Here is a 23,683-nt window from a genome sequence, read left to right on the forward strand (position 1 = left end):
CTAGGTGCCGTGGGACGCCGCTTCCAATCGGGGGTCGCGCGGGTGCGGCTCGATAGGCTGCTGCGGTGAGCAGAACCATTCGGGTCAGTGCGGTCGTGATGCGGGACGAGTCGGGGCGGGTGCTGAACGTGCGCAAGCGCGGCACCTCGATGCTGATGCTGCCCGGCGGCAAGCCGGAGGCCGGCGAGGATCCCCGCGACACGGCGGTGCGGGAGTTCGCCGAGGAGCTGGGTGTCGAGCTGGATCCGCTCCTGCTGCGCGGGATCGGCCGGTTCACGACGGCGGCGGCGAACGAGCCGGGGCACTCCTTGGTGGCCGATGTGTTCGAGCATCCGTTCCGGGCGGTGGATGCGCCCCGCGCCGAGATCGAGCACCTGGAGTGGGTGGATCCCTCGGCAGCGCGCGGGAGCATGGCTCCGCTCAACTCCGAGCACGTCTTCCCCGGCCTGATCGATCGCGCACCGCTCGCGCGTCTCGCACCGCAGCGGATCGCCGTGTACACGGGATCGGCGATGGGCGGGGATCCCCGCTTCGCGCGGGCTGCCGAGGAGTTCGGGGCGGTGCTCGCCGCTCGGGGCATCGACCTGGTGTACGGCGGCGGCAAGGTCGGTCTGATGGGTGTGGTCGCCGATGCGGTGCTGGCGGGCGGCGGCGAGGCGTTCGGGGTGATCCCGCAGCGGCTCGTCGACGGCGAGATCGGTCATGCCGGGCTCACCCGGCTCGAGGTGGTGCCCGACATGCACGCGCGCAAGCGGCGCATGATCGCGCTCGCCGACGCGCTGGTCGCGCTCCCGGGCGGACCGGGAACCCTGGAGGAGTTCTTCGAGGCTTTCACCTGGATGAACCTCGGGCTGCACAACCGTCCCGTCGCGCTCGTCGACGTCGACGGATACTGGCAGCCGATGCTCACGGCGCTCGGCGACATGGTCGAGCGCGGGTTCCTCGCCCAGCGGTACCTCGACTCGCTGATCGTCGAGAGCGATCCGGAAGCGCTGCTGCGCCGACTCTCGGAGTGGACGCCGCCCCCGGCGAAGTGGGGCTGAGTGTGGACGACCGCCTGCGGCTCCTCTTCGCCTGCTGCGATCCCACCCTGTCGGAGGAGGAGCAGCTCGCCCTGACGCTGCGTCTCGTCTGCGGTCTTCCCGTTTCCGAGATCGCGGATTCGCTGCGGTTCTCCGAGACGACGATGGCCGATCGGATCACGCGCGCCGCTCAGCGGATCGCGGAGACCGGGCTCCCCGAACGGGATCCGGATCCGACCGAGCTGCAGGATCGGCTCGAACCGGTCCTCGCGGTCGTGCATCTCGTCTTCACGTCCGGGCGCACGGCGCCCCTCGATGCGGAACCGGTCCGGCCCGAGCTCGCCGAGCGCGGGATCGACCTGGCACGGATGCTCGTCGAGCTGCTGCCCGGCGAGTCCGAGGCCGTGGCCCTGCTGGCGCTCCTGCTGCTGATCGATGCGCGGCGCCCGGCCCGCACCGACCACGAGGGGCTTCCGGTCCCGCTCGACGCGCAGGATCGCCGCCAGTGGGATCGTTCCCGGATCGCGGAGGGCACCCGCCTCCTCGATCGCGCGCTGAGCGAGCTCGGCGGCGGTGCGCCGGGCCGATTCGCGCTCACGGCCGCCATCGCGGCGGTGCACGACGACGCCGAGACGTTCGCGGACACCGACTGGGAGCAGATCCACGGCCTGTACGAGGTGCTCGCCGAGGCTCGGCCGTCCCCCGGGATCCTGCTGCACCGCGCCGTCGCGCTCGGCTTCCTGCGAGGCCCCGCCGCCGGACTGACCGAGCTCGATCGGCTCGCAGAGGATCCGGAGCTCGCCGCGGCCGAGGGCCTCGCCGCGGCCCGCGCCGACCTCCTCGTGCAGCTGGGCCGCCGGGACGAGGCGCGCACGGCGTTCGAAGAAGCGCTGCTGCTCGCCGAGGACGCCGCCGAGCGGACGCGGTTGGAGCAGAGGATGCGGCGGCTGGACGCGGAACCGAGGTAGTCCGGGTCCGACCGGTCAGCGGATGTAGACGTCGAGGTGGTTGCCGACGGTGCCGCGGTCGTAGATCTTGCCCTGGTACCCGAACGGGGTCGGGAACACGGTGCCCTTCGGCGCCGAACCCGCGAGCACGATGAAGCCGTCGCCGTCGCTCACGTAGCCGTCCTCGTTGACGTGCCGTCCGGGCACCTCGAGTCCCTGACCCGGCAGCACCTGCTGGCTGTAGTAGGTGAACTTGTAGCCGCCCCACTCGACCGCGCCGCTGAACATGAACTGCGCGAGCGTGTAGAGGGGCGCGCCGACGAGCTGCTTGCTGGGCGATTTCACGGCCGCGTTCGTCGCGCCGATGCGCTCGATGTCGGAGACGCCGAGGTCGACGGCCGGTTCCGCGCTGTCGGCCGCGGCGAAGCTCTGCGTCCGAGCGTCGGCGGCCCCGCCGGATCCGTCGCTCGCGAAGGCGTTCGGCATGGAGAGCGGTGCCAGCGCGGCCGAGCCGAGCAGCACCGCGACACCGGCGACGGCCCCGATTCCGCGTACGCGCGACCACCGGACGGATCCGGTGCGGGCGGTCTGGGCGAATGCGGTCACAGTGCTTCGATGGTAACCCGCGGCCCTGTGCCCCCGCATTCAGCTCGGAGCGCACCCGACTTCCCGTACTCTAGTCAGGAATCACCCGACGCCCTGTCAGTGCACGACCCCTTCGAGGAGCCGCCATGCCCGCCGACCCCACCGGATCGCTCGCCCAGTACCTCGCCGCCCTCCCCGAAGCGCGCGTCCGCACCCACGCGGTCGTCGCCGCGGCGATCGCCGAACGCGCTGCGACCGCCCCGCGGGAGCAGGAGCTGCTGTTCATCGCGGGCCTCGAGCACCCGGAGTACGAGGACGGCGCGGATCGCTTCTGGCACGCGGTCGAGCAGCTGGCGCTCCCGGAGCCCGCGGGCGCGGACGAGCTCCCGCTCGCCTGGATCGGCTACGACGTCGTCAACCGGTTCACCGGACGCCGGGAGGCGCAGGGCTTCCTGCTCACCGACCGCCGGCTCGTGGTCAAGGATCAGGTCGACGGCGTGTTCGGAACCGCGGCTCCCCGCCAGTACCCGCTGTTCGTCGGCAGCGCGGGCGTCGCGGGATCCGCGTCCGAAATCGCGTCGTCCGCCTCGTCCGCCTACGACTGGGAGTTCGCGCGCTCCCTCATCGATGCGGACACCGCGTCCGGTCTCGGCCTCCTGCTCTCCGAGCTCCTCGTCACCGCGATGGAGACGCTGCAGCGCCTCGGCGCGGAGCTCGCTCCCGAACCCCCGACCTCGGCCGAGCTGCTCGGACGCGTCCGCGAGCTGGGGCTCGGGAGCGCGGTGAAGCTGCCCGACGATCCGAAGCACGCGAAGCACTTCGCGAAGCTCGCAAAGAAGCTGCCCCTCGACGCCGGGGAACGGATCCTGATCGCCTGCACCGACAGCACGCTGATCGGCGCGTACGGGTTCCTCCTCACCGACCGCGGCGCACGCTCGAAGGATCTCGGCGAGGAGCCGGTGTTCACGCCGACCGAGCAGTTCGTCCCCGATCAGATCCGGCTCGCACCCGACAACGCGCACCGGATCCTGCTCGGTGCGGGCGAGGCGCACGAGATCCCGACGCGATTCACGGAGCAGCAGATCGCCGCCCTCGTCACGCTGCTCCGCGAGTGGGGTGAGGGCCGGCTGCACGCCGACGCCGCCTGATCCGGTCCGCCTAATCCGGGCCGCCTGGCCGCTACTCGGGCAGTTCGGCGACCTGGCCGGCGTAGGCGAACCCTCCGCCGAAGCCGAAGAGCAGCACCGTGCCGCCGCGCGGCAGCTCGCCGCGATGCCAGGCCTTCGAGAGCCCGAGCGGCACGGACGCCGCGGAGGTGTTGCCCGACTCCTCGATGTCGCGGATCACGATCTGCTGCGCGGAGGCGCCCAGAGCGTCCGTCAGCGGCTCGATGATCCGCAGGTTTGCCTGATGCAGGGCGAACACGTCGATCTCACCGGCGCTCACCCCCGCGGTGTCGAGGATCCGTTCGGCGATCGGCGCGGCCCCGGTGAGCGCCCAGCGCATGATCTTGCGTCCGTCCTGGGAGAAGAGCTGCGGCGCTCCGTCGATCCGCACGGCCTCGGTGAGGCCCGGCACCGTGCCCCAGACGACCGGGGAGATCCGCGGCTCGTCCGAGACCCCGACGACGACCGCCCCGGCACCGTCCGCGGTCAGCACGCAGGTGCTGCGGTCCGTCCAGTCGGTGAAGGCGCTGAGCGCCTCGGCGCCGATCACGAGCGCCGTGTCCGCGCTGCCGGTGCGGACGGCCTGCTCCGCGATGCCGAGCGCGTATTCGAAGCCCGAGCACGCGGTGTTGATGTCGACGGCGGCCGCACCGTCGAGTCCGAGCTCCGCGACCACGCGACCGGCCGCGTTCGGGCTCCGATGCTCGGACGTGGTCGACGCGAGCACCACCAGGTCGACGCGCGCAACGCCGGCATCATCCATCGCCATGCGGGCGGCGGCGACCGCCATCGACAGCACCGAGTCGCTCTCCCCGATGATGCGGCGCTCGCGGATGCCCGTGCGACTGCGGATCCATTCGTCGTTCGTTTCGACCATCGCCGCGATGTCTTCGTTGGTCACGATCCGCTCGGGCTGGAAGTGCCCGAGGCCCAGCAGGCGCGAGCCGCGCATCTCGAAAATCTTCACGCCCGCACGCTACTCCCCGCCGCATCGGGATCGGGGCATGCACGAGCGCGGCTCGCGAGCCGGCCGGTGCTTCGCCACCGCCGACCCGCGAGCCGCGGGTCCATCAGGCCCGGGCGGTGGGATCCGCCTCGTAGGTGACCCATCGGGTCCGCTCGGCCAGGGTGTCGTAGAGCGCCTGCGCCCGGTGGTTGTCGTCCGCGGTCACCCACTGCACGACGCTCCGCCCCTCGTCGTCGGCCATCTCGGTGAGACGACCGATGAGGGCCCGGCCGACCCCGCGGCCGCGCGCCTCGGGGTCGGTGAACAGGTCGTCGAGGAAGATGCCGCTGCTCCCCGTGTAGGGCGACGAGAAACGGCGATGGTGCGCGAAGCCGACGACGGATCCGTCCGCCTCGGCCACCAGCGCGCGGCACTCGTGAGCGGGATCCATCATCCAGGCCCAGGCCTGCGAGACGACCTCCTCGGACTCCGCGAGCCGGTAGAACTCGCGATATGCGCGGAACAGCTCGCGCCACCGCGTCTCATCGGCGGGCGCGAGTGCGCGGATCGTGGGGGCGGTCGTGGTGGTGTGCTGCGTCATGGGAAATGCTCCGGTTTCGTCTCTGAAGTGCAGGGGGTGCCGGGCCCGCGGCCCGGCCGGAAGGCGGCTCGCGCGGGATCGCGGCCGCACGGCGACTAGCCGCTCATGGCGCACCCCCTCTCGCCGCAGCGCGCTCGCGCGCCCGAGTCGGGGATCGAAGAAGCCGCCAGCGGCGCAGAGAGAAACACTCTTGCCCAAAACTGGGTAACGTTATCTAATAGCTTCATGAACAACGATAACAGATCGGCAGTCCTCGCCGCCGAACTGCGCGGCCGCATCGACTCCGCCGCCCCGGGCTCGAAACTGCCCGGCGTGCGCGAACTCTCGCGCGAGTTCCGCGCGAGCGCCGCCACCGTCTCCGCCGCGCTCGCCGAACTCGGCGCCCTCGGCCTCGTCCGAGCCGAACCCGGCAGAGGCACCTTCGTCGCCGAACGCGCGCACCGACGCGATCCCGATTTCGCCTGGCAGTCGCAGACCCTCGGCCGCACCCGCGTCGACCCCGACCGCGCCTCCCGCCTCGGCGGCCACGGCTCCCCCGAGCAGATCCCCCTCTCCTGGGGCTACCTCGCCGCCGAGCTCCTCCCCGCCGAAGAACTCCAGCGGATCGGCGCCCGAGCCGCACGCGGCTCGCGGGCCTGGCAGCTCACGCCCCCGGCCGGCTCCCCCGAGCTCCGCCGCGTCATCGCCGCCGACTACCGAGCCGACCCGGGCGACGTGCTCATCGTGCCCGGCGGCCAGCAGGGCCTCATCTTCGCGATGCGCACGCTCGCCGAGCCCGGATCCACCGTCATCACCGAGAGCCCCAGCTACCCCGGAGCGATCCTCGCCGCGCAGAGCGCCGGACTCGCGCTCGCCGCCGTCCCCGCGGACGCCGACGGAATCCTGATCGACCGCCTCGCCGTCGAGCTCGAGCGCACGCGTGCTCGCGTCGTCTACCTGCAGCCGAGCTTCGCGAACCCGAGCGGCGCCGTGCTCAGTCCCGAACGGCGGGCGCGCGTGCTCGAACTCGCCGCCCAGCACGGCGCCTTCGTGATCGAGGACGACTGGGCGCGGCACCTCGGACTGGAGCGGACCACCCCGCCGCCGCTCTTCGCCGAGGATCCGCACGGGCACGTCGTCACGGTGACCACGCTCGCCAAGCCCGCTTCGCCCGGGCTGCGGATCGGCGCGGTGATCGCCCGGGGTCCCGCCGGCCAGCGGATCCGCGCTTCGCGCACCGCCGACGACCTCGGCGTCGCACCCCTACTGCAGGAGATCGCGACCGACCTCCTCACCTCGCCGGCCTGGCCGCGCCACCTGAAGCGGCTGCGCGCCGAGCTCACGACGCGCAGGGACGCCCTCGTCTCCGCGGTGCGCACCACGCTGCCCGACGCCCGGATCGCCCGGATCCCGGACGGCGGACTGCACCTCTGGGTCCGCCTCGCCGCGGGCGTCGACAGCCGCGACCTCGCCGAACGGGCCGGCGCCGCCGGTGTGCTCGTCGGCGACGGGAGGCACTTCTTCGTGGACGAGCCGCCGGCGTCGTTCGTCCGGCTCTCTTACGGCGCGGCGACGCCCGCGCAGATCGCGGAGGGGGTGCGGCGGCTCGGATCACTGCTCGCGCGCTAGCGTGCGCGGTTCAAAGGGGTTTGCGCATGCGCTGCGTCACCGAGCGGTACCCCGAGCTGCCGTAGAGCGCGAGCGCGACCTCGTTCGTGCCGAACACGTTCAGTTCGAGCGCTTCCGCGCCCGCTTCGCGGGCCGCGGCCTCGACCGCGCCGAGCAGCACCCGGCCGAAGCCCTCGCCCCGATGCGCCTCGTGCACCTCGATGTCGTACAGGTAGGCGATGCCCCGGATCCCCTCCGGGTGATCGAGCGCGATCCAGGCTCGGCCCAGCGCCTCGCCGCCGTCGCCGACCGCGGTGAGCAGGAGCGTCCGCGGAGTCTCGAGCCCGCCGGGCAGCAGCCGGGCGTTCTCGCGCCGCGCGCGTTCGACCGAGCCTTCCTCCGGCCACTGGCCCGCTTCGACCTTCTCCGCGGCGTAGTCGCGAGCGAGAGCGATCTGCCAGGCCGAGTACTCGGCATCGGTCATCGGGCGGAGCGTCAGTGCGGTCATTCCCCCATCGTGGCACGGCGATCCGGCGGCGCGCCCCGCCGCATGGGGAGTTCCAAGGTGGCCTGCGGAATAATCTTCTGATGTGCGCAGGCCTGTGAAGAAGATCCGTCGGTACGCTCGGCGAGCCAAGATGGCGGTGACCGCCGAGCGGATCGCCCTCCAGCGACGCCGCCCCATCCAGCCCGACGTGGTGCTCTACGAGTCCTTCGCCGGCAACGGAGTCCTCTGCAACCCGGAGGCGATCTTCCGCGAGCTGCTCGACGATCCGAAGCACGCCCGCCTCTCGCACGTCTGGGCGATCTCCGACCCGACCGTGCTCGCCCGCTTCGAAGCCGAGTTCGGCGACCACCCCCGGGTGTCCGCCGTGCGCCGCGGCGGCGTCGAGTACTGGCGCGCGCTGTCGACCTCCGGCTTCCTCGTGAACAACGCCACGTTCCCGCCGGCGTTCGGCAAGCGCACCGGCCAGGTCTACCTCAACACCTGGCACGGCACCCCGCTGAAGCTCATGGGCTTCGACATGCCCGACGGGGCCCACCAGTCCGCGAACACGCTGCGCAACTTCCTCAGCGCCGACTTCCTCCTCGCCGCGAACCCGTTCATGGCCGAGCGCATGTACGAGCAGTCCTACCGCCTCACCAACGTCTACGGCGGCGAGCTGATCGAAGAGGGCTACCCGCGCATCGACCGCCAGCGCCTGAACCCCGAGCAGCTGGCCGAGGTCCGCGCGGAGCTCCGCCGTTCCGGTCTCGACATCCGCGAGCGCCGGGTCGTGCTCTACGCGCCCACCTGGCGCGGCGCCTCCTTCGGATCCCCCGAGGACAACATCGATGCGCTCGTCGCCGACGCGACCGCCATGCAGGCCGCGCTCGGGGACGACGAGGTCCTGCTGCTCAAGACCCACCAGGTCGTGCACGGCTTCGCCGAGGATCGTCCGGAGCTGCGCCGCATGCTGGTGCCGAACAGCATCCCGACGAACGTCATGCTGGGAGCGGCCGACGCGCTCGTCACCGACTACTCCTCGATCTTCTTCGACTTCCTGGCGACCGGTCGCCCCATCGTCTTCTTCACCCCCGATGCCGACGACTACGCCGACACCCGCGGCACCTACATGCCGCTCGACGAGCTGCCGGGGCCCGTCACCGCGGACCCCGCCGAGGCCGTCGCGCACGTCGCTCGCCTGCTCGGGCCGGCCGACGGCTCCGCACCGGAGTCCCACGAGCGCTACGCCGAGTGGGCCGAGCGCTTCACCCCGTTCGAGGACGGCGAGGCGACCCGACGGGTCATCGACATCGTCTTCGGCGGGGAGCGCGAGGGGTACCGCGTGCGCCGCGCTCGTACCGACGGACGCAAGCGCCTGATGTTCTACCTGGGCGGCATGCGTTCGAACGGCATCACGAGCTCGGCCATGAACATGCTGAGCCGTATCGACCACGACCGCTACGACGTGACGGCGCTCACGCCCTACTTCAAGGCCGCGACGCCGCGCGCCAACCAGGATCGGATCGATCCCCGCGTGCGTCTGGTCATGCGCATGGGCGGTATGAACGGCTCGAAGTTCTTCCAGCTCCGCCGCCGTGTGCGCGACCTCGCCTCGATCCCGCTCCTGCCCGGCAACGAGCAGTGGCACGACTCGCTCTGGAAGGACGAGTGGCACCGGATCTTCGGTTCCTCGCGGTTCGACTGGGTCGCGGACTTCAGCGGATACAGCCCGTTCTGGGCGAACCTGCTCCTGCAGGCCCCCGACACGCCCCGCGCCATCTGGCTGCACAACGAGATGGCTTCCGACCGCATGCGGACCGTCGGCGGTCGCCGCCCCATGCAGCGCTCCCTCGGTCTGGTGTTCCGCCTCTACCGCGGGTTCGACGCGCTCGTCTCGGTCTCCCCGCGACTCACGGAGGTCAATCGCCGCGAGCTCGCGGAGTTCGCCCCGCCGTCGCACTTCACCACCGTGCGCAACTTCCCCGCGACCTCGGCGATGCCCTCGCCCGAGCACCGCATCTCCGACCTGCTCTGGGAGGACGAGGAGCCGCCGGTGTGGATGCGGGAACTCGAGAACGCGGAGCGCACCACGAAGTGGTTCATCTCGGTCGGGCGCCTCTCGCCCGAGAAGAACCACGCCCGGCTGATCCGCTCGTTCGCCGAGGTCCACGCCGAGGATCCCTCGGCCCGCCTGCTCATCGTGGGCGGCGGCCCGCTGCAGTCAGCCCTCGCCGCGCAGATCGTCGAGGCCGGCCTGCAGGACGCCGCGTTCCTCGCCGGTCGACGGAACCAGCCCGTCTCGCTCCTCGTCGCGGCCGACTGCTTCGTCCTCTCGAGCAACTACGAGGGCCAGCCGATGGTGCTCCTCGAGGCCGCCCTGTGCGGGCTCCCGATCGTATCCACCGCGTTCGCCTCGGTCGAGGACGCACTGCCGGAGCCGACGATCCGCGTCGTCGACACCGACGACGCGGCGCTGCGCGACGGCATGCTCGCCTATCTGCGCGGCGAGGTGCCGCCGAGCCGCCTCGAGTTCGACGACTACGTCGCCGACGTCAGCGTCGAGCTCGAGCGGGTGCTCGAGCTCGGCGACCCCGCGACCCCGACCGTCTGAGCGCGAGCAGGCCGGGCCGCGGTCGGCGCCCGGCTCGGCGGGCTACCATGGCAGCAGCATCGGGACTTCGGGAGGATTCGAGCGTGTACGTCAAGATCTGCGGACTCACCACCGCCGAAGCCGCGACGCGCGCGGCCGACCTCGGCGCGGACGCCGTGGGCGTGGTGATGAGCGAGCCGAGTCCGCGGCACGCCTCTCCCGAACAGGCGCGCGCCGTGCTCGACGCGGTCGCGGATCGCCCCGTGGACACCGTTCTCGTCGTTCGCGAGATGCCGGTCGGACAGGCCGTCGAGACGGTCGAGGCGCTCGGCTTCGACGTGCTGCAGCTGCACGGCCGCTATTCCGACGACGACTTCGCACTGGCTGTCGCGCGACTCCCGCGCGTCTGGCGCGCGACGTCCCTCGCCCGCGAGCCCGAGCTCCGGGCCGGCGAGCACGGCGAGGAACTCGTGCTGCTCGACGGCGCACGCGCAGGCTCCGGAGAGACCTGGGATCTCGGCGCTATCGATCGCGAGCGCCTCGGCGAGCACTGGATCCTCGCGGGCGGCCTCGCCCCCGAGAACGTCGCGGCCGCGATCCACGAGGTCGCGCCGTGGGGCGTCGACGTCTCGAGCGGCGTCGAGTCGTCCGCTCCCGGGGTCAAGGATCTCGACGCGATCGAGCGCTTCGTGCGCGCCGCGCGCGACGCCTGAGCCGCGCGGCGGGCTTCGCGATCCGATCCGTGGTCCATCGCGAAACGCGCGGACTGGACCACGACCTGGACCAGTGCCAGGATCGAGGACTATGAAGGTCCTCTCCATCCAGTCCTCCGTCGCATACGGCCACGTCGGCAACTCGGCCGCGGTCTTCCCCCTGCAGCGCATGGGGATCGAGGTGATGCCGGTGTACACGGTGCATTTCTCGAACCACACCGGCTACGGCGCCTGGCGCGGCCCGCTGCTCAGCGGAACCGACGTGCGCGAGGTCGTCACCGGGATCGAGGAGCGGGGCGGTCTCGACGACGTCGACATCGTGCTCTCGGGCTACCAGGGAGCCGACGACATCGGCGATGCCATCCTCGATGCCGTCGACCGCGTGAAGCGCCGCAACCCCGCAGCCGTCTACGCCTGCGATCCCGTGCTCGGCAACGCGACTTCGGGCTGCTTCGTGAAGCCCGAGGTGCAGGAGCTGATCCGGGATCGGGTCGTTCCGCACGCGGACCTGCTCACCCCGAACCAGTTCGAGCTCGGCTTCCTCACCGGCACCGACCCGCGGACGATCGACGAGACGCTCGACGCCGTCGAGCTGCTGCGCGCGCAGGGCCCCCGCACGGTCCTCGTCACGAGCGTCGAGCGACCCGACCGTCCCGCCGACACGATCGAGATGCTCGCCGTCGGAGAGTCCGGCGCATGGATCGTGCAGACGCAGCACCTGCCCTTCCACGCCAACGGCTCCGGCGACGTGACCGCGGCGCTGTTCTCCGCGCACTTCCAGCGCACCGGCGACCTGGCGTTCGCGCTCGAGCGCTCGGCCGCAAGCGTCTACGGCCTCCTCAAGAACACGCTTGAGTCGGGTCAGCGCGAGCTGCAGCTGGTCGAGTCTCAGGAGGAGTACGTCGCCCCGACCGCGTCCTTCACCGCGCAGCGCCTGCGCTGACCGCGCCCGTGCGGGGCCGCGGGGCTCCTGCCCGTCGCAGGTCCCGCACGCCGGGGTCGCTCAGGCAGTGATCGCCGCCGAGCGTGCGTCGAGCACCCGACGCAAATCTTCGGGGGCGAGTTCGAGGTCGAAGCCCCGCCGCCCACCCGAGACGAGCACGGTCCCGTGATCCCACGCGCTCTCGTCGATCACCGTCGGCACGGGCGTTCGCTGCCCGATCGGACTGATCCCGCCGACCACGTACCCCGTGCGCCGCTCGGCGAACGCGGGATCCGCGAGCTCGATCCCCTTCTCACCGAGCACCGCGCCCAGTTCGTGGGTGGATAACCGTCGCTCCACCGGGATCACCGCGCAGGCGGCGCCGCTGCGGTTCCGCTCGGACGGCGCGAACCGCACGATGAGCGTCTTGAACACCCGCTCCGCCTGCACTCCGAGCAGTTCGACCGCCTCCGCCCCGTAGTCGGTCGTGCGCGGATCGTGCGAATAGACCCTCGGCTCGAACGCGACCCCCGCGTTCTGCAGCGCGCGGGTCGCCGGAGTCGCGGGCACGCGGTTCGATCTGGCCACGGGGTCCTTCGCGGTGCGTCGACGGAGCCGCCGTCAGGCGGCGGCCTCGCTGGTCGCGCTCGCCCAGGCGTCGAGCTTCGCCGCGGCGGCGCCCGAGTCGATCGCGCGCTCGGCGTTGCCGATCTGCTCGGCGAGCCGCTCGAGGATCGGACGATCGACGGACTCGGGGGTCTTCGCGAGGTCGAATGCGACGAGCCCCGCCGCGGCGTTGAGCACCGCGATGTCGCGGACCGGTCCGCGCTCGCCCGCGAGGACGCGCCGCACCGTGTCGGCGTTCTCCTCGGGAGTGCCGCCGACCAGGTCCTCGATGCGCGCACGCGCGATCCCGAGGTCGCGCGGGTCGAGGTCGTGCTCGGTCATGCTGCCGCGGCTCACCTCCCAGATCCGGGAGTGCCCCGTCGTCGTGAGCTCGTCGAGCCCGTCGTCGCCGCGGAACACGAGGGCAGAGGCGCCGCGGATCTGGAAGACGCCGGCGATCAGCGGAGCGCGCTCCACGTCCGCCACGCCGACCGCCGAGGCCTCCGGGCGCACGGGGTTGCACAGCGGTCCGAGGAAGTTGAAGACGGTGGGGATCCCGATCTCGGCGCGGACCGGCGCCACGTGCCGGAACCCGGTATGGAACTTCGCCGCGTGCACGAACGCGATCCCGGAGCGGTCGAACGCCGCGCGCAGCTGCTCGGGCTCGAGCATCAGCTGGACGCCCAGGGCGCCCAGCACATCGGAGGAACCGGACTTGCTGCTCGCGGCGCGGTTCCCGTGCTTCACCACGGGCACCCCCGCGGACGCGGCGATCAGGGAGGCCATGGTCGACACGTTGACGGTCCCGAAGCGGTCGCCGCCCGTGCCGACGATGTCGAGCGACATCGCGGGCAGGTCGATCGGCTGGGCCGCGTCGAGGATCGCGTCGCGGAAGCCGACGATCTCGTCGACCGTGACGCCCTTCGACTGCAGCGCGACCAGGAACGCGCCCATCTGCCCCTGCGTCGCGGTGCCGGCCATGAACTCGGCCATGGCCCACTCGGCCTGCGACACGCTGAGGTCGTCCCCCGAGAGGAGGGAAGTGAGCACGGTCGGCCAGGTGCGTTCGTCGATCATGCGGCAATCCTATCGGCGCGAAAACCCGCGCCCCGAAGCGGCGCGGGAGCCCGAACGGCACCGGACGCGCCGGACCGCGTCCGGCTGGTGCGCAGGATCTTCGGGCATGGGCGGCGCTGAGCGGCCAAGAACGGCTCCGAACCGCGGTAGGCTTTCGAGAGGTCTCGCCGAAAGTTCGGCACGCCGCGCTCGTGTGCGATTTCCACACCGAACTTTCAGCCATAATGGAGAGGTGACTACGACCACTATGAATACGAAGTCAGCCGTGCCCACGGTGAAGCGACCAAATATCGTCGCTGTCGGCACGATCGTGTGGCTCGGCAGCGAGGTCATGTTCTTCGCGGGCCTCTTCGCGATCTACTTCACGCTGCGGGCAATGAACCCGGAGCTGTGGGCCGAGCAGACCGAAAAGCACAACTTCACCTTCGCGCTCATCAACACGCTGATCCTGGTTGCCTCCTCGTTCACGTGCCAGGCCGGCGTCTTCGCCGCCGAGCGCATGCAGCCTCGCGCCACGGGCAAGAGCCCGCTCAAGTGGGGCGCAGTGGAGTGGTTCTACCTCACGTTCTTCATGGGCGCCATCTTCGTGGCGGGCCAGGCCTGGGAGTACGCGACGTTCGTCTCGGAGGGCGTGACCCTCGGCGGCGAAGGCGCTGACCCCTACGGTGCGGCCTTCTACATGACCACCGGCTTCCACGGAATCCACGTGTCCCTCGGCCTCATCGCCTTCCTCCTCGTGATCGGCCGCATCTACGCGGTCAAGAACTTCACGCACAAGGAAGAGACCACGGCCGTCGTCGTGTCCTACTACTGGCACTTCGTCGACATCGTCTGGATCATCCTCTTCCTCGTCATCTACGTCCTCAAGTAAGGTCAGGAGCACTCGTCACATGGCTCGCGCCAAGAAGCACCTCCGCAAGTCCGGCCGTCGGCACCCGCTCGCGACCGTGGCCCTCGTCGCCATCGGTCTGCTCGTCACCGGCGGCGCGTACGCCGGGTTCAGCCAGACCTCCGCGACCGCCGAGGTCGATATGAAGGCTCCCTCGACCATCGAGGCCGGTCAGAAGCTGTTCGGCGCCAACTGCGCCACTTGCCACGGCATGAACGCACAGGGCACCAAGGACGGCCCCACCCTCGTGGGTGTGGGCGCCGCCGCCGTGCACTTCCAGGTCGGCACGGGCCGCATGCCCCTCGCCTTCCAGGGCCCGCAGGGCATGGTCAAGCCGAAGCAGTTCACCGAGGAGCAGACCCTCGAGCTCGCCGCGTACGTCGCGTCGCTGGCTCCCGGGCCCTCGATCCCCGACTCGAAGTACCTCCAGGCCGACGGCGACGCGGCCAAGGGCGGCGAGATCTTCCGCATCAACTGCGCCATGTGCCACAACGTGGCCGCGGCCGGCGGTGCGCTCACCCAGGGCAAGTTCGCGCCGAAGCTGACCGGCGTCGCACCCTCGCACATCTACGAGGCCATGATCACCGGCCCGCAGAACATGCCCGTCTTCAACGATGCGAACATCTCCCCCCAGGAGAAGGCCGACATCATCACCTACCTGAAGTACATCGAGAACAAGCCCGCCGTCGGCGGTATCACGCTCGGTTCGATCGGCCCCGTGGCCGAGGGCCTCTTCATCTGGGTGATCGGCCTCGGCATCGTCATCGCCTTCACCGTTTGGGTCACCGCGAAGTCGAACTGACGACGGACGCGGATCAGCAGTGAAACATCACGAATCAAGGAGCAACATGGCAGAGGAAGCGATGAACAGCGGCAGCGATAGCGCCGCTGTCGCAGCCCGCAGCCACGGCGCAGCAGGTGACGTCGCGGTCGGTACCGCGGTCGTCTCCGACGACGCCGTTCAGAACCCGGGCCTTCCTGCGCACCGGAAGCGTGTCACCGACACCGATCCGAAGAAGGAGAAGCGAGCCGAGCGCATCGTCTTCACTCTCTTCTACCTGTCGATCGCGGGCAGCCTCGGCTCGGTCCTCGCCTACATGTTCTTCCCCATCGAGACCGGGGATCTCATGGCCATCCGCCTGAACACCCTGTTCGTGGGTCTGGGCATGGCGCTCGCGCTGCTCGCCGTCGGCATCGGTGCCGTCCACTGGGGCAAGGCCCTCATGGCCGACCACGAGTCGATCGACGAGCGCCACCCGGTCGCCAGCGACACCGCGACCCGCGAGGCCTCGGCCGAGGTGTTCGAGCTCGCCGACAAGGAGTCGGGCTTCTCGCGCCGTTCGCTCGTGCGCAACAGCCTCATCGGCGCCCTGGTCGCGTTCCCCCTCCCCGGCATCACCCTGCTCCGCGGTCTCGCTCCGCAGGACAAGGATCCGGTGGAGCTGCTGAAGCACACCATGTGGGACAAGGGCGTCCGTCTCGCCCGCGACCCCTCCGGCGTCCCGATCAAGGCCTCCGACGTCACCATCGGATCGGCCTTCCACGTGATCCCCGAGAACCTGCACGAGGCAGAGCACGTGCTCGACGAGAAGGCCAAGGCCATCGTCCTGCTCATGCGCCTCGATCCTGCGGACCTCAAGGAGCTCCCCGACCGCAAGACCTGGTCGTACAACGGCATCGTCGCGTACTCGAAGGTCTGCACCCACGTCGGTTGCCCGGTGGCGCTCTACGAGCAGCGCACCCACCACCTGCTCTGCCCCTGCCACCAGTCGCAGTTCGATGTGTCCGAGCACGCCAAGGTCATCTTCGGCCCGGCGAAGCGCCCCCTTCCCCAGCTCCCCATCACGGTGGACGAAGAGGGCTACCTCGTCGCGCAGAGCGATTTCCATGAACCCGTCGGCCCGAGCTTCTGGGAGCGTCTCAAGTGAGCAGCACCGCCACCACCACCTCGACCGCGAGCGGATCGAGCCGATTCACCGCCGCCGCGGCGAACTACATCGATGAGCGCACCAAGATCGGTGTCGCCGTCAAGGAGTTCGGCCGCAAGGTGTTCCCCGACCACTGGTCGTTCCTGCTCGGTGAGGTCGCGCTCTACAGCTTCGTCGTCATCCTGCTGTCGGGCACCTTCCTGACCCTGTTCTTCCAGGCGTCGATGGTCGAAACCCACTACACCGGTCCCTACGTGCCCATGAAGGGCCTCGAGATGTCCGCCGCCATGGCGTCGACGCTCGACATCTCCTTCTCGGTGCGCGGCGGCCTGCTCATGCGTCACGTCCACCACTGGGCCGCGCTGCTGTTCGTCGCCTCCATCGGCCTGCACATGCTGCGCATCTTCTTCACGGGTGCGTTCCGCAAGCCGCGCGAGCTCAACTGGGTGATCGGCTTCGTCCTCTTCATCCTCGCGATGGCCGAGGGCTTCACCGGCTACTCGCTCCCCGACGACGTGCTTTCGGGCAACGGCCTCCGCATCATCGACGGCATCATCAAGGCCATCCCGGTCATCGGCACCTACCTCTCCTTCTTCTTCTTCGGCGGAGAGTTCCCGGGCACCGCGATCGTCGGACGCCTCTACATGCTGCACATCATGGTGCTTCCCGCACTCGTGATCCTGTTCGTCGCGCTGCACCTCGCGTTCGTGGTCATCCACAAGCACACGCAGTACGCAGGCCCGGGCAAGACCCAGCAGAACGTGGTCGGCTTCCCCGTCCTCCCCGTGTACGCGGCGAAGGCCGGCGGCTTCTTCTTCATCGTGTTCGGCGTCATCGTGCTCATCGCATCGTTCGTCGGAATCAACCCGATCTGGAACTACGGACCGTACGACCCATCCCCGGTGTCCGCCGGTACCCAGCCCGACTGGTACATCGGCTTCGCGGACGGCATGCTGCGTCTGGTCCCGCCGGGGCTCGAGGCGGAGTGGTTCGGCTACACCTGGTCGTTCAACATGCTCCTGCCGCTGATCATCATCGGTCTGTTCATCGTGCTCGTCATGATCTACCCCTTCATCGAGGCGTGGGTCACCGGCGACAAGCGCGAGCACCACATCCTGGACCGCCCCCGCAACGCTCCCACGCGTACCGCGATCGGCGCCGCCGGCGTGACCTTCTACGCCGTGATGTGGGCCGGTGCGAGCTCGGACCTCATGGCCACGCACTTCCAGCTCTCCATGGAGGGTGTGATCCACGCGCTGCAGGCTCTTCTGATCCTCGGCCCGATCGTCGCCTACCAGGTCACGAAGCGCATCTGCCTCGGCCTGCAGAAGAAGGATCGTTCGATCGCTCTGCACGGCTACGAGTCGGGACGCATCGTGCGCATGCCCGGTGGCGAGTTCATCGAGGTGCACAAGCCGCTCAGCGACTACGAGTCCTGGAAGCTCGTCAGCTACCACGACTACGCACCGCTCATGCTGCGCCCGAACGACGAGGGCAAGATTCCCTTCTCGCGTCGTCTGCGCGCCGGCGTCAGCCGCTGGTTCTTCGAGGACCGTATCGTTCCCCCGACCAAGGGTGAGATCGAGCAGAGCCACCACGAGGGTCACTGACTCTCGGGCTGAACAACGGGTGGGCCTCCGCAGGATTCGTTCCTGCGGAGGCCCACCCGTTTTTTGCGTGCTGAGTGCCGGCGCTGGTTGGGCTTCGTGGGACTGGGCCGTCGGGCTGGGCCGTCGGGCTGGGCCGTCGGGCTGGGCACTTGGGCGGGCAAGTCTTGGTGCTGAGAGTCTCGCGGGCGAAGATGCTGTTGTAGGGGAATGATCGTTCCCCCACGTGCGGCCTCCGCTCACGTGAGACTCCGCTCACGCGGCGCTCTCCCATCGGCGACCGCATCGGCTCCCCTACCCGGCAATTTCACCAGGTCTCCAGAGCCCGGCGATGTCACCAGGACCCTGTGCGCCGGAGTCCGAAGATCCGAGATCCGAGATCCGAGATCCGAGATCCCACGCACGATACCCGAGGCGTAGGCTCGCACGGGCTCGAGAAGTCCGGGCCAGATCCGCTGCAGCGCGTCGCGGCGTCTCCCGCAGCTCATCTGCCGCCCGCCAAGTTCGAGAGGCAGCTCCTCTCGTCCTCTCGCCTCTCCCCCTACACCTGAATACTGGCCCCGTGATCTTGGCCCTGGCTGTCGCGCCGGCTCTGCTCGCGCCGGCTCTGCTCGTGCCCTGTGCTCGTGCCCTGTGCTCGTGCACTGGCCCTGGCTCTGGCCCTGACCCCGGCGAGCCCACCACGCGCACACCGTGACCAGCACGCGCCCTCTCCCGCCCCAACGCACCGCCATTGATGCCGAGCGGCGCCAAAGCGGTCTTATGAGCCCGCATTCGATGCGTTTGCCGCCACTCGGTGCAGGCGGGCGGGCATCTCAACACCCTCGGACCCCGTTTCAAGCCCCGGCGGTCGCGCGGACCCGCGCGTGTTCGCCCGAAAGACACCCGGGCGCGCATGCGTCGGTCCGCGCAAGCGTGCGCGCCCGGGCCGCCCGAGGGCCTGCGACGCCACGCGTTACGGGCTCCAAGACCTCGGTCGACGCCGCGCATGCCGTGCAAGCCCTGGATGCCGTGCAAGCCCTGGATGCCGTGCAAGCCCTGGACGCCGTGGATGCGACGGCCCCCGTCGACGAGACTCTCACCCTCTTCTGCCGGGCCAGTTCCCACGCGCCAACGCGTCCCAGGGCCGACGTCGAGCTCAGAGGATCCACTCAGGCCCTACCGTCGGAAGGAGATTCGCGTTCTTCCGGACGAACTTCGCCGTTCGTCTCCTTCTGAACGCGGATCTCCTTCTGAACGTGTGCCCGCACCGCCAAACGGCCGAGTGAGATGCGCGAGCTCGGGACGGCGAGTGCACGCCGGCGCCGGCTCAGAACCCGTTTCTGCGCAACGGGGAGGGCTGTGTCGCAGCGAGGTGGCTGTCCAACAGCGGCGGCCGCGCCCTGTCCAACCAGCGGCCGGCTAGGCCTCCGGCCCAGTGAGCAGCAGCTGCGCGCCACGCAGCACCAGCTCATCGAACGCAGACGCGCCGATCCTGGTGCGCAGCGTCGAGAGCTCGAGGTGGAGCTCCGGTCCCAGCTGAGCGTCTGCGGCAAGAGCGATCGCCTGCAGCAGCACTCGAGCCGCGGCAGCGCCGTGGCTCTCGCCCTCGGCAGCGCCGTCGCGCTCACGCTCACCAGCGCCGTGGCTCTCGCTCTCGCGCGCATCCGAGCCCTCGCCGCCCGCGTCGAGACCGGGTCCGTGGGCGCCAGCAGGCACACCAGCAGGAACTTCATCGGGCGCCCCGCCGAGAAGGCCTTCGCCGGTGCCGGCGGGAGCCAATGCGGTCGGCCCCGCAAGCCGCTCCGCAACGCGACGCACGACCGCGAGGAAGAGCTCCCCCTTGGACGGGAAACTCGCGTAGACGTGCGGCTGTGGAACTTCGGCCCGGGCGGCGATGCCCGCGGTCGATGCTCCGTGATAGCCGAAGAGGCCGAACTCGATGAGTCCGGCCTCGATCAGGCGCTCCCGGTTCTCGCCCGGACGACGCCGGGGACGGGCGGGAGCAAAAAACTGGCTATCCGAGGTCAAGGATCTTCCGGTAGTGCTCCCCGACCGCCTCGAACCCTCGGTGGTTGTAGAACGAACCGATGCGAGCGGTCGACGCGGACAGCTGACGCACGCCGCGCCCCATGCAGTAGTGCTCGTTGGCCTGCATCAGGCGATCGCCGATGCCGTGCCCGCGAGAGTTTGAATCGACGACGATCTCCTGCAGGTGGGCCGTCAGGCCCGGTGCGTGCAGCAACCGGGAGACGGTCGTCAGCGAGTAGCCGACGACCTTCTCGTCGAGCTCGGCGACGAAGAGCACGTTGGTCTCGTGGTCGCGGCGCCGGAGCACGTTGTCGAGACCGACGAGGAACTCGTCGCGGCCGATCGGCTCACGGCCGGTCTGATACTGGCGAGCCAGATCGAAGAGCGCCGCAGCGTCTTCGATCTGGCCCCGTCGAATCGTGATTCCCACGCGAGTTCCTTAGCGGGCGAAGTTGCCGCGGTAGTACTCGTAGACCCAGCCGACCACGCCCACGAGCACGATCGGTGCTGCGAGGAACGCGAGCCAGAACTCGAATCCGATGCACAGGCCGAGGACGACCAGCGACGCACCGAAGGCGAGGACGATCGGCCACCAGCTCCACGGGCTGAACTCGCCCAGCTCGGGGTCGCCGTCGTCGATGTCCGAGTCCTCGAGGTCCTCGATCAGCTCGCCGCCCTGCTTGCTGCGCGTGAGCTGCAGGTAGAAGGCGATGAAGCCGGTGAGGCCGCCCGAGAGCAGGATCGCGGTGGATCCGACCCACTCGACGCCGCCGTGGTCGATGAGGTTCCAGACGGTGTAGACGGCTGCCAGGAGCACCAGGTACGCGGTCAGGATCCAGAAGATGACGATGTTGGACTTCATGTCGTTCGTTGCCTCTCAGTCGTCACTTCTTGGGGGCGAGCTCGTGCTGCTCGCTCTCCTGGCCGACCTGCTGGATGCCGCTGACCTCGGGGTGGTTGAGGTCGAAGGCGGGCGACTCGGTGCGGATACGCGGGATCGAGGTGAAGTTGTGACGCGGCGGCGGGCAGGAGGTCGCCCACTCGAGCGAGCGGCCGAAGCCCCACGGGTCGTTCACGGTCACCTTCGGTGCGCGGCGCGAGGTGATGTACACGTTCAGGAGGAACGGGATCATCGAAGCGCCGAGGATCATCGCGCCCACGGTCGAGAGCTGGTTCATCCAGGTGACACCGTCCTCGGGGAGGTAGGTGTAGTAGCGACGCGGCATGGCCATGACGCCCAGCCAGTGCTGGATGAGGAAGGTCGTGTGGAAGCCGATGAAGAGCACCCAGAAGTGGATCTTGCCGAGACGCTCGTTGAGCATCTTGCCGGTCCACTTCGGCCACCAGAAGTAGAAGCCCGCGAACATCGCGAACACGACGGTACCGAACACGACGTAGTGGAAGTGCGCCACGACGAAGTAGGTGTCGGACAGGTGGAAGTCGAGCGCCGGCGAGGCGAGGATGACACCCGTGAGACCGCCGAAGACGAAGGTCACGAGGAAGCCGATCGACCAGAGCATCGGGGTCTCGAAGGTGATCGAGCCGCGCCACATGGTGCCGAGCCAGTTGAAGATCTTCACGCCGGTCGGAACCGCGATGAGCATGGTCATCAGGGCGAAGAACGGCAGGAGCACCGAGCCGGTGACGTACATGTGGTGCGCCCACACGGTCATCGACAGGGCCGCGATCGAGATGGTCGCGTAGATCAGGGTCTTGTAGCCGAAGATCGGCTTGCGGCTGAACACCGGGAAGATCTCGGAGACGATGCCGAAGAACGGCAGCGCGATGATGTAGACCTCGGGGTGCCCGAAGAACCAGAAGAGGTGTTGCCAGAGAATGGCGCCGCCCTGGCCGTCGTAGATGTGCGCACCGAAGATGCGGTCGGCTGCGAGGCCGAAGAAGGCCGCGGCGAGCACGGGGAAGACGAGGAGCACCAGGATCGAGGTGATGAGCGTGTTCCAGGTGAACACGGACATGCGCCACATGGTCATGCCCGGAGCGCGCATGGTGATGATCGTGGTGATGAAGTTCACGCCGCCCATGATCGTGCCGAAGCCGCTGACGCCGAGGCCGAGCACCCAGAGGTTGCCGCCCACGCCCGGCGAGAAGGTCATACCGGAGAGGGGCGAGTAGGCGAACCAGCCGAAGGAGGCCGCGCCCTGCGGGGTGAGGAAGCCGCCGACCGCCATGAGCGAGCCGAAGGTGTAGAGCCAGAAGGCGAAGGCGTTCAGTCGCGGGAAGGCGACGTCAGGGGCGCCGATCTGCAGGGGCATGATCACGTTGGCGAAGCCGGCGAACAGCGGCGTCGCGAACATGAGCAGCATGATCGTGCCGTGCATGGTGAACAGCTGGTTGTACTGCTCCTTGGTGGCGACGATCTCGAGGCCGGGAGCGAACAGCTGGGCGCGGATCACGAGGGCCATGAGGCCACCGATCAGGAACCACACGAAGGAGCTGATCAGATACATGTATCCGATCACCTTGTGGTCCGTGGACGTGATCCACGTGACGAATACGTTGCCCTTCTTCATGTGCCTTATCCCTCGTGCTTTTCACCGGCGGCGGCCGGAGCGGCGAACAGATCCTGGTTCGGGTTCTGATCGTTGCCGACCAGACCCGTCTTGCCCTGCTCGCGCAGCGACTTGACGTATGCGTCGTACTCGTCCTGGTTCACGACCTTGACCTCGAACAGCATCATCGAGTGGTACTCGCCGCAGAGCTCGGCGCACTTGCCCATGAAGGTGCCCGTCTTGGTGGGCGTGAAGGTCATGTAGTTGGTCTTGCCCGGGATCATGTCCTTCTTGTAGAGGAAGTCCACGACCCAGAACGAGTGGATGACGTCGCGCGACTCGAGACGGATCTCGGTCGTCTTGTTGACGGGCAGGTAGAGCACCGGCATGGTCTCGGGCTTGGCCGAGCCCTTCTTGTCGGTCTGGACCTGCACGCCCTGGAAGTGGACGTCGTCCTTCACGTAGTTGAAGTCCCACGCCCAGCGCTTACCGAAGACCTCGACCACGTTCTCGGGGTTGGGATCCCGCGCCTCGATCTTGGACTGCTCCTGCGCGGTGAAGGCGAAGAAGCCGATGACCAGGATGACCGGGACGATCGTGAAGAAGGTCTCGATGGGCATGTTGTAGCGCAGCTGCACCGGCATGCCGGTCTGGCCCTTGCGACGGCGGTATGCGATCGCCGCCCAGATGATCAGACCCCAGGTGATCACACCGACGGCGAGCAGCACGATCCAGGAGTTGACCCAGAGGCTGGTGATGCCGTCCGTATGGTTCGTCGCGCCTTCGGAGCCAGCGGGGAGGAAGCCCCGCTGCTGCTCGGAGGTGCAGCCTGCGAGCACCAGCGCTGCAGCCAGCGCGAGTGGGGTCGCGACCCATTTCATTCGACGATTGGAACGCACCGCATACCTTTCGAAACGTGATGTTCGCCACCCGGCGGGCAGGCGAAACTGATGACTCCCTGACAGCTTAGCGCGATCCGGCAAGCGCCCAGGACACGGGCCGGTGCGTCGCAGGATCTTCGGTTCAGCTGAAGCTGTCGCCGCAGGCGCAGCTGCCCTGGGCGTTGGGGTTGTCGATGGTGAAGCCCTGCTTCTGGATCGTGTCCTCGAACTCGATGGTCGAGCCGTCCAGGTAGGGCTTGCTCATCTGGTCGACGATCACCTCGACGCCGGAGAAGTCGACGACGGCGTCGTTGTCAAGCACGCGCTCGTCGAAGTAGAGCTGGTAGATGAGGCCGGAGCAGCCTCCGGGCTGCACTGCGATGCGCAGGCGGAGGTCGTCACGACCCTCCTGCGAGAGCAGGCTGCGGACTTTGTCCTGTGCCGTCTCGGACAGCTTGACGCCGTGCGCCGGGGCCTCGACCTCGGGGGTCTGGGTATCAGTGCTCACACCGACTCCTTGCTCGCGATGAACATGTCTGAATCAAGTCTACGCCCGCGCGCGTCGCTCACATGCGCACCGGGTATCCTGGAGGACGGCCCGCACAATCG

The 23,683-nt window shown here is 69.2% G+C and carries 23 protein-coding genes; 11 read left to right on the plus strand and 12 right to left on the minus strand.

The features are described 5' to 3' along the window. Positions 1-65 precede the first annotated feature (65 nt). Together XM48_RS18695 and XM48_RS13345 are read left to right on the plus strand one after the other, a co-directional pair. Complete coding sequence (locus XM48_RS18695) at positions 66-1,043, plus strand: TIGR00730 family Rossman fold protein (RefSeq protein WP_156175069.1); 978 nt, start codon at positions 66-68, stop codon at positions 1,041-1,043. After that, entirely contained in the window at positions 1,013-1,990 is a 978-nt protein-coding gene (locus XM48_RS13345) for an RNA polymerase sigma factor (RefSeq protein ID WP_052961514.1), read from the plus strand. Before XM48_RS18695 ends, XM48_RS13345 begins: the two co-directional genes overlap by 31 nt. A gap of 15 nt (positions 1,991-2,005) precedes the next feature. Here XM48_RS13345 and XM48_RS18015 read toward each other — a convergent pair whose 3' ends face one another. Next, complete coding sequence (locus tag XM48_RS18015; RefSeq protein WP_052961515.1) at positions 2,006-2,575, minus strand: hypothetical protein; 570 nt, start codon at positions 2,573-2,575, stop codon at positions 2,006-2,008. Between the two features lie 125 nt (positions 2,576-2,700). Between XM48_RS18015 and XM48_RS13355 the strand changes: the two genes are divergently transcribed. Then, the gene (locus tag XM48_RS13355) at positions 2,701-3,702 is read left to right on the plus strand and encodes a hypothetical protein (protein WP_046456334.1); all 1,002 of its coding nucleotides are present in this window, start codon (positions 2,701-2,703) and stop codon (positions 3,700-3,702) included. A 31-nt stretch (positions 3,703-3,733) separates the two neighbouring features. Here XM48_RS13355 and XM48_RS13360 read toward each other — a convergent pair whose 3' ends face one another. Together XM48_RS13360 and XM48_RS13365 are read right to left on the minus strand one after the other, a co-directional pair. After that, a complete protein-coding gene (locus XM48_RS13360; RefSeq protein WP_231580883.1) occupies positions 3,734-4,687 on the minus strand; it encodes a beta-ketoacyl-ACP synthase 3 in 954 nt (317 codons plus the stop codon). A 103-nt stretch (positions 4,688-4,790) separates the two neighbouring features. Continuing rightward, a complete protein-coding gene (locus tag XM48_RS13365) occupies positions 4,791-5,267 on the minus strand; it encodes a GNAT family N-acetyltransferase (RefSeq protein ID WP_046456335.1) in 477 nt (158 codons plus the stop codon). Positions 5,268-5,492: 225 nt separating this feature from the next. Between XM48_RS13365 and XM48_RS13370 the strand changes: the two genes are divergently transcribed. After that, positions 5,493-6,875: a PLP-dependent aminotransferase family protein gene (locus tag XM48_RS13370; protein WP_046456336.1), complete on the plus strand. Its 1,383-nt coding sequence runs from the start codon at positions 5,493-5,495 to the stop codon at positions 6,873-6,875. 10 nt (positions 6,876-6,885) lie between these two features. Here XM48_RS13370 and XM48_RS13375 read toward each other — a convergent pair whose 3' ends face one another. Next, positions 6,886-7,362 (minus strand): GNAT family N-acetyltransferase, encoded by a 477-nt coding sequence (locus XM48_RS13375; RefSeq protein ID WP_052961516.1) that lies wholly within the window; start codon positions 7,360-7,362, stop codon positions 6,886-6,888. A 130-nt stretch (positions 7,363-7,492) separates the two neighbouring features. On the opposite strand from XM48_RS13375, the gene XM48_RS13380 reads away from it, so the two are divergent. The 3 genes from XM48_RS13380 (at position 7,493) to pdxY (ending at position 11,587) form a co-directional block, all read left to right on the plus strand. Beyond that, positions 7,493-9,952: a glycosyltransferase gene (locus tag XM48_RS13380; protein WP_084821179.1), complete on the plus strand. Its 2,460-nt coding sequence runs from the start codon at positions 7,493-7,495 to the stop codon at positions 9,950-9,952. A gap of 83 nt (positions 9,953-10,035) precedes the next feature. Then, positions 10,036-10,644, plus strand: a complete 609-nt coding sequence (locus XM48_RS13385; RefSeq protein ID WP_046456338.1) for a phosphoribosylanthranilate isomerase — start codon at positions 10,036-10,038, stop codon at positions 10,642-10,644. A 91-nt stretch (positions 10,645-10,735) separates the two neighbouring features. Beyond that, complete coding sequence (gene pdxY, locus XM48_RS13390; RefSeq protein ID WP_046456339.1) at positions 10,736-11,587, plus strand: pyridoxal kinase PdxY; 852 nt, start codon at positions 10,736-10,738, stop codon at positions 11,585-11,587. 60 nt (positions 11,588-11,647) lie between these two features. Here pdxY and ybaK read toward each other — a convergent pair whose 3' ends face one another. Beyond that, entirely contained in the window at positions 11,648-12,154 is a 507-nt protein-coding gene (gene ybaK, locus XM48_RS13395; RefSeq protein WP_046456340.1) for a Cys-tRNA(Pro) deacylase, read from the minus strand. Between the two features lie 33 nt (positions 12,155-12,187). Continuing rightward, a complete protein-coding gene (gene trpD / locus XM48_RS13400; RefSeq protein ID WP_046456341.1) occupies positions 12,188-13,249 on the minus strand; it encodes an anthranilate phosphoribosyltransferase in 1,062 nt (353 codons plus the stop codon). 247 nt (positions 13,250-13,496) lie between these two features. Here trpD and XM48_RS13405 point away from each other — a divergent pair, with 247 nt between their 5' ends. The 4 genes from XM48_RS13405 to XM48_RS13420 are packed head-to-tail and all read left to right on the plus strand — an operon-like array spanning position 13,497 to position 17,676. Next, the gene (locus XM48_RS13405; RefSeq protein WP_046456342.1) at positions 13,497-14,120 is read left to right on the plus strand and encodes a heme-copper oxidase subunit III; all 624 of its coding nucleotides are present in this window, start codon (positions 13,497-13,499) and stop codon (positions 14,118-14,120) included. A gap of 19 nt (positions 14,121-14,139) precedes the next feature. Further along, positions 14,140-14,940: a c-type cytochrome gene (locus XM48_RS13410; RefSeq protein ID WP_046456343.1), complete on the plus strand. Its 801-nt coding sequence runs from the start codon at positions 14,140-14,142 to the stop codon at positions 14,938-14,940. 46 nt (positions 14,941-14,986) lie between these two features. Further along, positions 14,987-16,066, plus strand: a complete 1,080-nt coding sequence (locus tag XM48_RS13415; RefSeq protein ID WP_046456344.1) for a ubiquinol-cytochrome c reductase iron-sulfur subunit — start codon at positions 14,987-14,989, stop codon at positions 16,064-16,066. After that, entirely contained in the window at positions 16,063-17,676 is a 1,614-nt protein-coding gene (locus tag XM48_RS13420; protein ID WP_046456345.1) for a cytochrome bc complex cytochrome b subunit, read from the plus strand. Before XM48_RS13415 ends, XM48_RS13420 begins: the two co-directional genes overlap by 4 nt. A 1,398-nt stretch (positions 17,677-19,074) precedes the next feature. Here XM48_RS13420 and XM48_RS17090 read toward each other — a convergent pair. The 6 genes from XM48_RS17090 to XM48_RS13450 all read right to left on the minus strand — a co-directional run bounded on the left by XM48_RS17090 (position 19,075) and on the right by XM48_RS13450 (position 23,582). Further along, on the minus strand, positions 19,075-19,683 hold the full coding sequence (locus tag XM48_RS17090) for a TetR/AcrR family transcriptional regulator (protein ID WP_052961517.1): 609 nt from the start codon (positions 19,681-19,683) through the stop codon (positions 19,075-19,077). After that, positions 19,670-20,113 (minus strand): GNAT family N-acetyltransferase, encoded by a 444-nt coding sequence (locus XM48_RS13430; protein ID WP_046456346.1) that lies wholly within the window; start codon positions 20,111-20,113, stop codon positions 19,670-19,672. Before XM48_RS13430 ends, XM48_RS17090 begins: the two co-directional genes overlap by 14 nt. Before the next feature lie 9 nt (positions 20,114-20,122). Continuing rightward, positions 20,123-20,545, minus strand: a complete 423-nt coding sequence (locus tag XM48_RS13435) for a cytochrome c oxidase subunit 4 (RefSeq protein WP_046456347.1) — start codon at positions 20,543-20,545, stop codon at positions 20,123-20,125. A 22-nt stretch (positions 20,546-20,567) separates the two neighbouring features. Further along, positions 20,568-22,214: a cytochrome c oxidase subunit I gene (gene ctaD, locus XM48_RS13440; RefSeq protein WP_046456348.1), complete on the minus strand. Its 1,647-nt coding sequence runs from the start codon at positions 22,212-22,214 to the stop codon at positions 20,568-20,570. A 5-nt stretch (positions 22,215-22,219) separates the two neighbouring features. Next, on the minus strand, positions 22,220-23,074 hold the full coding sequence (gene coxB / locus XM48_RS13445) for a cytochrome c oxidase subunit II (RefSeq protein WP_084821180.1): 855 nt from the start codon (positions 23,072-23,074) through the stop codon (positions 22,220-22,222). 142 nt (positions 23,075-23,216) lie between these two features. Then, on the minus strand, positions 23,217-23,582 hold the full coding sequence (locus XM48_RS13450; RefSeq protein WP_046456350.1) for an iron-sulfur cluster assembly accessory protein: 366 nt from the start codon (positions 23,580-23,582) through the stop codon (positions 23,217-23,219). Positions 23,583-23,683: the final 101 nt, after the last annotated feature.

The sequence above is a fragment of the Leucobacter sp. Ag1 genome (assembly GCF_000980875.1).
GTDB classification, from domain to species: Bacteria; Actinomycetota; Actinomycetes; order Actinomycetales; family Microbacteriaceae; genus Leucobacter; species Leucobacter iarius.

Excerpts from the sequence above, each read along its gene's own strand:
- XM48_RS13355 (WP_046456334.1), top strand. The coding sequence starts at position 2,701 with ATGCCCGCCGACCCCACCGGATCGCTCGCCCAGTACCTCGCCGCCCTC.
- XM48_RS13365 (WP_046456335.1), bottom strand. The coding sequence starts at position 5,267 with ATGACGCAGCACACCACCACGACCGCCCCCACGATCCGCGCACTCGCG.
- XM48_RS13370 (WP_046456336.1), top strand. The coding sequence starts at position 5,493 with ATGAACAACGATAACAGATCGGCAGTCCTCGCCGCCGAACTGCGCGGC.
- XM48_RS13375 (WP_052961516.1), bottom strand. The coding sequence starts at position 7,362 with ATGACCGCACTGACGCTCCGCCCGATGACCGATGCCGAGTACTCGGCC.
- XM48_RS13380 (WP_084821179.1), top strand. The coding sequence starts at position 7,493 with ATGGCGGTGACCGCCGAGCGGATCGCCCTCCAGCGACGCCGCCCCATC.
- pdxY (WP_046456339.1), top strand. The coding sequence starts at position 10,736 with ATGAAGGTCCTCTCCATCCAGTCCTCCGTCGCATACGGCCACGTCGGC.
- trpD (WP_046456341.1), bottom strand. The coding sequence starts at position 13,249 with ATGATCGACGAACGCACCTGGCCGACCGTGCTCACTTCCCTCCTCTCG.
- XM48_RS13405 (WP_046456342.1), top strand. The coding sequence starts at position 13,497 with ATGAATACGAAGTCAGCCGTGCCCACGGTGAAGCGACCAAATATCGTC.
- XM48_RS13410 (WP_046456343.1), top strand. The coding sequence starts at position 14,140 with ATGGCTCGCGCCAAGAAGCACCTCCGCAAGTCCGGCCGTCGGCACCCG.
- XM48_RS13415 (WP_046456344.1), top strand. The coding sequence starts at position 14,987 with ATGGCAGAGGAAGCGATGAACAGCGGCAGCGATAGCGCCGCTGTCGCA.
- XM48_RS13435 (WP_046456347.1), bottom strand. The coding sequence starts at position 20,545 with ATGAAGTCCAACATCGTCATCTTCTGGATCCTGACCGCGTACCTGGTG.
- ctaD (WP_046456348.1), bottom strand. The coding sequence starts at position 22,214 with ATGAAGAAGGGCAACGTATTCGTCACGTGGATCACGTCCACGGACCAC.
- coxB (WP_084821180.1), bottom strand. The coding sequence starts at position 23,074 with ATGAAATGGGTCGCGACCCCACTCGCGCTGGCTGCAGCGCTGGTGCTC.